The sequence below is a fragment of the Xanthobacter autotrophicus genome (assembly GCF_029991245.1).
GTDB classification, from domain to species: domain Bacteria; phylum Pseudomonadota; class Alphaproteobacteria; order Rhizobiales; family Xanthobacteraceae; genus Xanthobacter; species Xanthobacter autotrophicus_C.
The window spans coordinates 1-7,246 of record NZ_JAIVFO010000184.1 but is presented as its reverse complement, the minus strand read 5'-3'; the positions used below and the strand labels follow the sequence as shown (position 1 = coordinate 7,246).

8 protein-coding genes are annotated in these 7,246 nt (G+C 69.0%); 2 read left to right on the top strand and 6 right to left on the bottom strand.

All coding sequences use genetic code 11. From position 1 onward, the window contains the following. Positions 1–125 precede the first annotated feature (125 nt). The 4 genes from K9U41_RS20780 to K9U41_RS20765 all read right to left on the bottom strand — a co-directional run bounded on the left by K9U41_RS20780 (position 126) and on the right by K9U41_RS20765 (position 3,497). A complete protein-coding gene (locus K9U41_RS20780; RefSeq protein WP_282642754.1) occupies positions 126–1,268 on the bottom strand; it encodes an isobutyryl-CoA dehydrogenase in 1,143 nt (380 codons plus the stop codon). A 1-nt stretch (position 1,269) separates the two neighbouring features. Beyond that, complete coding sequence (locus K9U41_RS20775; RefSeq protein ID WP_282642753.1) at positions 1,270–1,695, bottom strand: type II toxin-antitoxin system VapC family toxin; 426 nt, start codon at positions 1,693–1,695, stop codon at positions 1,270–1,272. Continuing rightward, entirely contained in the window at positions 1,692–1,916 is a 225-nt protein-coding gene (locus K9U41_RS20770; protein ID WP_282642752.1) for a FitA-like ribbon-helix-helix domain-containing protein, read from the bottom strand. Before K9U41_RS20770 ends, K9U41_RS20775 begins: the two co-directional genes overlap by 4 nt. 84 nt (positions 1,917–2,000) lie before the next feature. Continuing rightward, positions 2,001–3,497: a CoA-acylating methylmalonate-semialdehyde dehydrogenase gene (locus K9U41_RS20765; protein ID WP_282642751.1), complete on the bottom strand. Its 1,497-nt coding sequence runs from the start codon at positions 3,495–3,497 to the stop codon at positions 2,001–2,003. 228 nt (positions 3,498–3,725) lie between these two features. Between K9U41_RS20765 and K9U41_RS20760 the strand changes: the two genes are divergently transcribed. Both K9U41_RS20760 and rpmB read left to right on the top strand, forming a co-directional pair. Beyond that, entirely contained in the window at positions 3,726–4,646 is a 921-nt protein-coding gene (locus K9U41_RS20760; RefSeq protein WP_282642750.1) for a LysR family transcriptional regulator, read from the top strand. A gap of 162 nt (positions 4,647–4,808) precedes the next feature. Continuing rightward, positions 4,809–5,114, top strand: coding sequence for a 50S ribosomal protein L28 (gene rpmB, locus K9U41_RS20755; RefSeq protein ID WP_282642749.1), 306 nt, complete (start codon positions 4,809–4,811; stop codon positions 5,112–5,114). Between the two features lie 187 nt (positions 5,115–5,301). On the opposite strand, the gene K9U41_RS20750 is transcribed toward rpmB, so the two are convergent. Next, a complete protein-coding gene (locus tag K9U41_RS20750) occupies positions 5,302–6,078 on the bottom strand; it encodes an alpha/beta hydrolase (protein ID WP_282642748.1) in 777 nt (258 codons plus the stop codon). 5 nt (positions 6,079–6,083) lie between these two features. Beyond that, positions 6,084–7,235 carry a succinyl-diaminopimelate desuccinylase gene (gene dapE, locus K9U41_RS20745; protein WP_282642755.1) on the bottom strand — a complete coding sequence of 384 codons (1,152 nt, stop codon included), beginning with the start codon at positions 7,233–7,235 and terminating at the stop codon, positions 6,084–6,086. Positions 7,236–7,246 lie beyond the last annotated feature (11 nt).

The window sequence follows — 7,246 nt, the reverse complement described above, 5'->3', positions numbered from 1 at the left end:
CTCCCCAACCCTCCCCCGCAGGCGGGAGAGGGGGCGGGCCGGTGTTTCCGGCCAGAATTGTCCTGCCCCCGCCTCAGCTGGGAGCGGTGCAAACCCTCCCCCGCTTGCGGCGGGAGCCGCCCCTCTCAGTTCCCCTGCGCGATCAGCGCGCGGGAGATGATGAGCCGCATGATCTCGTTGGTGCCTTCCAGGATCTGGTGGACCCGCAGGTCGCGCACGATCTTCTCCACACCGTAGTCGGCGAGATAGCCGTAGCCGCCGTGGAGCTGGAGCGCCTCGTTGGCCACGTTGAACCCGGCGTCGGTGGCGAAGCGCTTGGCCATGGCGCAGAGCTTGGTGGCGTCCGGCGTCTTGGCATCCAGCGCCGCCGCCGCGCGCCACAGGAAGGTGCGCGCCACCTCCAGCTCGGTGGCCATGTCGGCGAGGCGGAATTGCAGCGCCTGGAAGGCGTCGAGCCGTTGTCCGAACGCCTTGCGCTCGCGCATGTAGGACAGCGTCTTGTCGAGGGCCGCCTGCGCCCCGCCCAGCGAGCAGGCGCCGATGTTCAGCCGTCCGCCGTCGAGCCCGGCCATGGCGATCCTGAAGCCGTCGCCCTCCGCGCCGAGGCGGTTTTGCACCGGCACGCGCACGCCCTCGAAGATGACGGCGCGGGTGGGCTGCACGTTCCAGCCCATCTTCTTCTCGTTGGCCCCGAAGGAGAGGCCGGGGGTGCCCGCCTCGATCACCAGGGTGGAGATGCCCTTGGGGCCTTCCCCGCCAGTGCGCACCATCACCACATAGATGTCGGAGGCGCCGGCCCCCGAGATGAACTGCTTCTGGCCATCGACCACATAGTAATCGCCGTCGCGCACCGCCTTGGTCTTCAGGGCGGCGGCATCCGATCCCGCGCCCGGCTCGGTGAGGCAGTAGGAGGCGATATGCTCCATGGTCGTGAGGCGGGGCACCCACGTGGCGCGCTGGTCCTCGTCGCCGAAGCGGTCGATCATCCAGGTGGCCATGTTGTGGATGGAGAGAAAGGCCGCCGTGCCGGGGCAGCCGGTGGCCAGCGCCTCGAAGATCAGCGCCGCGTCGAGCCGTGACAGGCCGGAGCCGCCCACGTCGTCCTGCACATAGATGCCGCCCATGCCCAGCGCGGCGGCGGCGCGAAGCGTGTCCACCGGGAAGTGCTTCTTCTCGTCCCATTCCACGGCGAAGGGGGCGATCTCGGCGTTCGCGAAATCCCGCGCCATCTCGCGGATGGCGATCTGGTCCTCGGTGAGCGTGAACATGTCAGGGGCGCCAGTGATCGAGGGGGAGGATTGGGGGAAGGTCCTGCGCGCCTGCCGCCTTGCGAGCGAGCCGGTGGTCGGCAGTCAGGAAAGGACAATCCATTTCGCGGGCGAGGCTGAGATAGATGCAATCGTAAACGGCGTGGTCGAGCCTGAACGACAGCTCGATGGCGACAGGAAGCAGGGGCTCGACCGGAAACAGCCGCTGGAAGAAGGGCGGAAGCTGTGTGCAGATGTGGATGGCGTCTTCCACCGTCATGGCTCCCGCACGTTTCTTCTTCCAAAGGGCATTGGCGACTTCCGCCTGAACAAGCGTCGGCGCGAGCAGGCTTGCGCCGGACGCAAGAAGGGCACGGGCAGCGGCCCGATCCCCCTCGTCGAAGAACCATTTCAGGGCGATGCTGGCATCGACCACGAAGCGGCTCATTCAAGCCCCTCACGAATCTCATCGAGCGTCAGGGGAGGGGATGGCTTGGTGCGGGCCAGAAAATACTGCGACACCGCCACCCGCTCCTCCGGCGTGTAGGGCCGGTTCTTCTCCAGCAGGTTGCGGATTTCCTGCTCCAGCGAGATCCCGTTCCGCTTGGCCCGCTCCCGGTAGACGTTGAGGGTCTCGTCGGGAATGTTGCGGATCAGCACCTGGGCCATGGCCCCCTCCTGCTCTCATCTCGTGCTATCAAAAATGATAGCACGAGATGTCGCGTGCAAGGGAGCGCCAGTCCAGTCGCGCCCTCACCCCATGGTGGGGATGACGAAGTCCGCGCCGTCCTTGATGCCCGAGGGCCAGCGGGAGGTGACAGTCTTGGTCTTGGTGTAGAAGCGCACGCCGTCCGGCCCGTGCTGGTTGAGGTCGCCGAAGCCCGAGCGCTTCCAGCCGCCGAAGGTGTGGTAGGCCAGCGGCACCGGGATCGGCACGTTGATGCCCACCATGCCCACGTTCACCTTGGAGGCGAAGTCGCGGGCCGCGTCGCCGTCGCGGGTGTAGATGGCGACGCCGTTGCCGTATTCATGCTCGGTGGGAAGCCGCAGGGCCTCGTGGTAGTCCGGCGCGCGCACCACGGAGAGGACGGGACCGAAGATCTCCTCCTTGTAGATGCGCATGTCGGCGGTCACGTGGTCGAACAGGCAGCCGCCCATGTAGAAGCCGTTCTCATAGCCCTGCATCTTGAAGCCGCGGCCGTCCACCAGCAGCTTGGCGCCTTCCTGAAGGCCGATGTCCACGTAGTTCTTCACCCGCTCCACCGCCTCGCGGGTGACGAGGGGGCCGAAGTCGGCCGAGCCGTCGGTGGAGGGGCCGATCTTCAGGCTCTCCACGCGGGGCACCAGCTTTTCCAGCAGCCGCTCGGCGGCGTCTTCGCCCACCGGCACCGCCACCGAGATGGCCATGCAGCGCTCGCCGGCGGAGCCGTAGCCGGCGCCGATGAGGGCGTCCACGGCCTGGTCCATGTCGGCGTCAGGCATGATGATCATGTGGTTCTTGGCGCCGCCGAAGCCCTGCACGCGCTTCCCGTTGGCTGCGCCCCGGGCATAGATGTACTGGGCGATGGCGGTGGAGCCCACGAAGCCGATGGCCTGGATGTCCGGATGGTCGAGGATGCCGTCCACCGATTCCTTGTCGCCGTTCACCACATTGAGGATGCCCGCCGGCAGGCCGGCTTCCAGCATCAGCTCGGCCAGCAGCATGGGCACGCCGGGATCGCGCTCCGACGGCTTGAGGATGAAGGCGTTGCCGCAGGCGATGGCGGGGCCGAACTTCCACATGGGGATCATGGCCGGGAAGTTGAACGGGGTGATGCCCGCCACCACGCCCAGCGCCTGGCGCATGGAATAGATGTCGATGCCGGGGCCGGCGCCGTCGGAATAATCGCCCTTCATGAGGTGGGGGATGCCCACCGCGAATTCCACCACCTCCAGCCCGCGCTGGATGTCGCCGCGGGCGTCGGGCACGGTCTTGCCGTGCTCGCGGGCGAGCAGGTCGGCGAGCTTGTCATAGTCGCGCTGCACCAGCTCCAGGAACTTCATCAGCACGCGGGCGCGGCGCTGCGGATTGGTGGCGGCCCATGCCGGCTGGGCGGCCTTGGCGTTGGCGACGGCGGCGTTCAGCTCGTCGGTGGAGGCGAGGGCCACGTGGGCGATCACCTCGCCGGTCATGGGCTGGTAGACGTCGGCATAGCGGCCCGACGTGCCGGGCACGTGCTTGCCGCCGATGAAATGGCCGATCTCGCGCATGATGGGTGTTCCCTTGTGGTGCGTTTCCAAAAGTGGGGCCCGCCTGACCGGCGCCCTTTGTTGGCCGGCACATTGCCCTATCTTTTTGTGCACAGCTACGGCAATCTCCGCACCATTGATGTGCGTCAATTCACACCAGCGGCACTGGTCTTCGACCGGTGCCGGCAGAGGCCGGAGCCGGGCGGCGCGCGGGGTGTCCCGGCCGCCGGGATCACATGAGGGGGAGCCGTGCGAGCGGGGGATTTCGACTGGTCGGACCTCACCTTCTTCCTCGCCGTGGCGCGAGCCGGGCGGCTGACGGCGGCGGCCGCGCGCCTGAAGGTGGAGCATTCCACCGTGAGCCGGCGCATCGGCGCGCTGGAGGAGGCGCTGGGGGCGAAGCTGTTCGACCGCCGGCCCCATGGCTACGGCCTCACCGCCGCCGGCGAGCGTCTGATGGCCGCCGCCGAGGGCATGGAGACCCTGGCGCTGGCGGCGCAGGGCGAGATCGGCGGGGCGGACCTGGGCGTCGCCGGCACCGTGCGCATCGGCGCGCCGGACGGGTTCGGCACCTTCTTCCTCGCCCCGCGCATCTCGGCGCTGGCCGACCTGCACCCGGAGCTGGACATCCAGCTCCTCGCCATGCCGCGTCTGTTCTCCTTGTCGAAGCGCGAGGCGGATATCGCCATCTCCCTGTCGCGGCCCAAGGAGGGGCGGCTGCATGCCCGCAAGCTCACCGACTACCGGCTGGGGCTCTATGCGGCGCGGGCCTATCTGGAGCGGCACGGGCCCATCGAGAGCCGCGCCGGCCTCCAGCGCCACCCCTTCATCGGCTATGTGGACGACCTGATCTACGCGCCGGAGCTGGATTACGTGCCCCTGGTGGCCAAGGACATCCGGGTGCGGCTGAAGAGTTCGAGCCTCGTCGCCCAGCTCACGGCGACCCAGGCGGGGGCGGGGGTGTGCGTCTTGCCCTGCTTCATGGCCGACCAGTTCGCGGGGGAACGGCCGGACGCCCTGGTGCCCATCCTGCCCGGCGAGGTGGGGCTGACGCGCACCTTCTGGCTGCTCACCCACACCGACACCCGCGACCTTGCCCGCATCCGCGTGGCGGCGGATTTCATCGCTGGCGTGGTGCAGAAGGGCAGGGGGGTGCTGCTGCCGGGGTGATCAGGCCGCGCCGGGGGCGCGCCGTCGCGCCCTCTCATACCTTGACGCCGACCCCCTCTGCCCCTATACGAGCCGCTTCCCGATAGAGCGGGTGAGTGCGGCAGGGTCGTCTGGCCCCGCTTCGCGTTCCCCGCTGAAGACCAGATAAGAAGGACTTCTGCCATGTCCCGGCGGTGTGATCTGACCGGCAAGGGGGTTCTGAGCGGCCACACGGTGAGCCACTCGAACCACAAGACCAAGCGCCGGTTCCTCCCGAACCTGTGCAACGTCACCCTTGAGAGCGAGACGCTGAAGCGCACCATCCGCCTCCGGGTGAGCGCCAACGCGCTCAAGAGCGTGGATCATCGCGGCGGCCTCGACGCCTTCCTCAAGAAGGCCCACGACGAGGAACTGTCCCCGCGCGCCCTCGAGTTCAAGCGCCTGATTGCCAAGGCTGCGACCGCCGAGGCGGAACCCGCCGCGGCCTGAGGCTGAGGCCCGGCCTCCGGGCACTGTCCTGACGAATCGACCCGCGGGTGGCCATGCCTCCGCGGGTTTTCGTCGTTTTGGGGCTGGATGAGTGGGAGGGGGCCGCCCCGTCTCGCAAGCTCCGTCCCGCAAGCCCTGCCCCGAGAGCTTTCCTGCGCCCCTTTTCCCCTTGGGGGCCGGCGCGGCCTCACGCCAGTTCGGCCACCGCGTCGGTCAGGCGTTCCAGGTCTTCCGGGCGGGACAGGCGGTGGTCGCCGTCCTTGATGAGGGAGAACACCACGTCGTCCTCGGCAAGGCAGCTGACGAGGCGCATGGCGTGCTGCCACGGCACGTCCTCGTCCTGCGCGCCCTGGAGGATGCGCACCGGGCAGCCCACCGCGAACGGCGCGCCGAGCAAAAGATGCCGGCGCCCGTCCTCGATGAGGGCGCGGGTGATCACATAAGGTCCGTCGCCATAGGCCGAGGGCCGCTCGAATCGGCCGGTGGTCTCGATCTGCGCCCACACCTCGGGGGCAAAACGCGCCCGCATCAAATCCTCGGTGAAGTCCGGCGCCGGGGCCACCAGCACCAGCCCCTTCAGCCGCGTCTCCCCCCGCTTGGCCAGCAGCCGCGCCAGCAGCAGCGCGATCCATCCGCCCATGGAGGAGCCGATCACCACCTGATCGCCCTGCGTCCTGGCGTCGAACACCGCCACCGCCTCCTCCAGCCAGCGGGAGATGGTGCCGTCCTCGAAGGCGCCGCCGGAGGTGCCGTGGCCGCTATAGTCGAAGCGCACGTTGGCGCGGCCATGGTCGGCGGCCCAGCGGGCGAGGTGCTCGGCCTTGGTGCCGGTCATGTCCGACTTGAAGCCGCCCAGCCAGAACAGGCCCGGCGCCACGCCGGCCAGCGCGCGCACGGCGATGGCGCGGTCGCCCACCTCAAGGTGGGAGAAGTCTTCATCGAGCGTCGTTTCACCAAGCGTCATGGATCTCACGCGAACGTCGAAAAATAACGGGCGATGATGCGGCCGTAGATGGCGGTGAGGGCGTGGATGTCCTTAACCGGCGTCGCCTCGTCCACCTTGTGCATGGTGCGGCCCACGAGGCCGAATTCCACCACCGGGCAGATGTCCTTGATGAAGCGCGCATCCGAGGTGCCGCCCGAGGTGGAGGGCTCGGGCCGGCGCCCGGTCACCTCTTCCACCGCGCCGGCGACGAGGTCCGTGAACGGGCCGGGGGTGGTGAGGAAGCTCTGGCTGGCGCCGGGCCGGAATTCGAGGTCATGGGCCGCGCCGGCGCTGTCGAGGCGGCGGATGATCTCGGCCTTCAGGCTCTCCAGCGAGAACTGGTCGTTGAAGCGCACGTTGAAGCGGGCGGTGGCCTGCGCCGGGATCAGGTTGAACACCGGATTGCCCACGTCCACCGAGACCACTTCCAGGTTCGAGGGCGGGAAGAAATCCGTGCCCGCATCCAGCGGCGCGGCGGTGAGCGCCACCAGCAGCTTCAGGAGGCGGGGAATGGGATTGTCGGCGAGGTGCGGATAGGCCACGTGCCCCTGCACGCCCTTCACCGTGATGAGGCCGGAGAGGCTGCCGCGCCGCCCCACCTTGAAGGCATCGCCCAGCGCGTCGGGATTGGTGGGCTCGCCCAGCAGGCAATGGTCGATGGTCTCGCCCTTCTCCTTCAGCCAGTCCACCACCTTCACCGTGCCGTCCAGGGCCGGGCCCTCCTCGTCGCCGGTGATGAGGAAGGAGAGGCTGCCCCGCGCCGGCCGGCCGAAGCCGAGCGCGGCGGCGAGGAAAGCGGCCACCGCCCCCTTCATGTCCACCGCCCCGCGCCCGTGGAGCACGCCGTCCTCAACCGTGCCGGCGAAGGGGCCGTGGTGCCACTGGGCGGCGTCGCCCTCCGGCACCACGTCCACATGGCCGGCGAAGCACAAATTGGGGCCGGTTTCGCCGATGCGGGCGTACAGGTTGGGGATGGGCACGCCGCCGGTTTCGAAGGTCAGGCGCTCGACGCGGTATCCGGCAGCCTCCAGCCTTTTGGCCACCAGCTCCAGCGCATCGTCCGAGCGGGGCGTCACCGAGGGCGCGCGGATCAGCTCGGCGGCCAGCGCCACCGGATCGGCCGAGGGGGCGGCCAATGGGGCTGGAG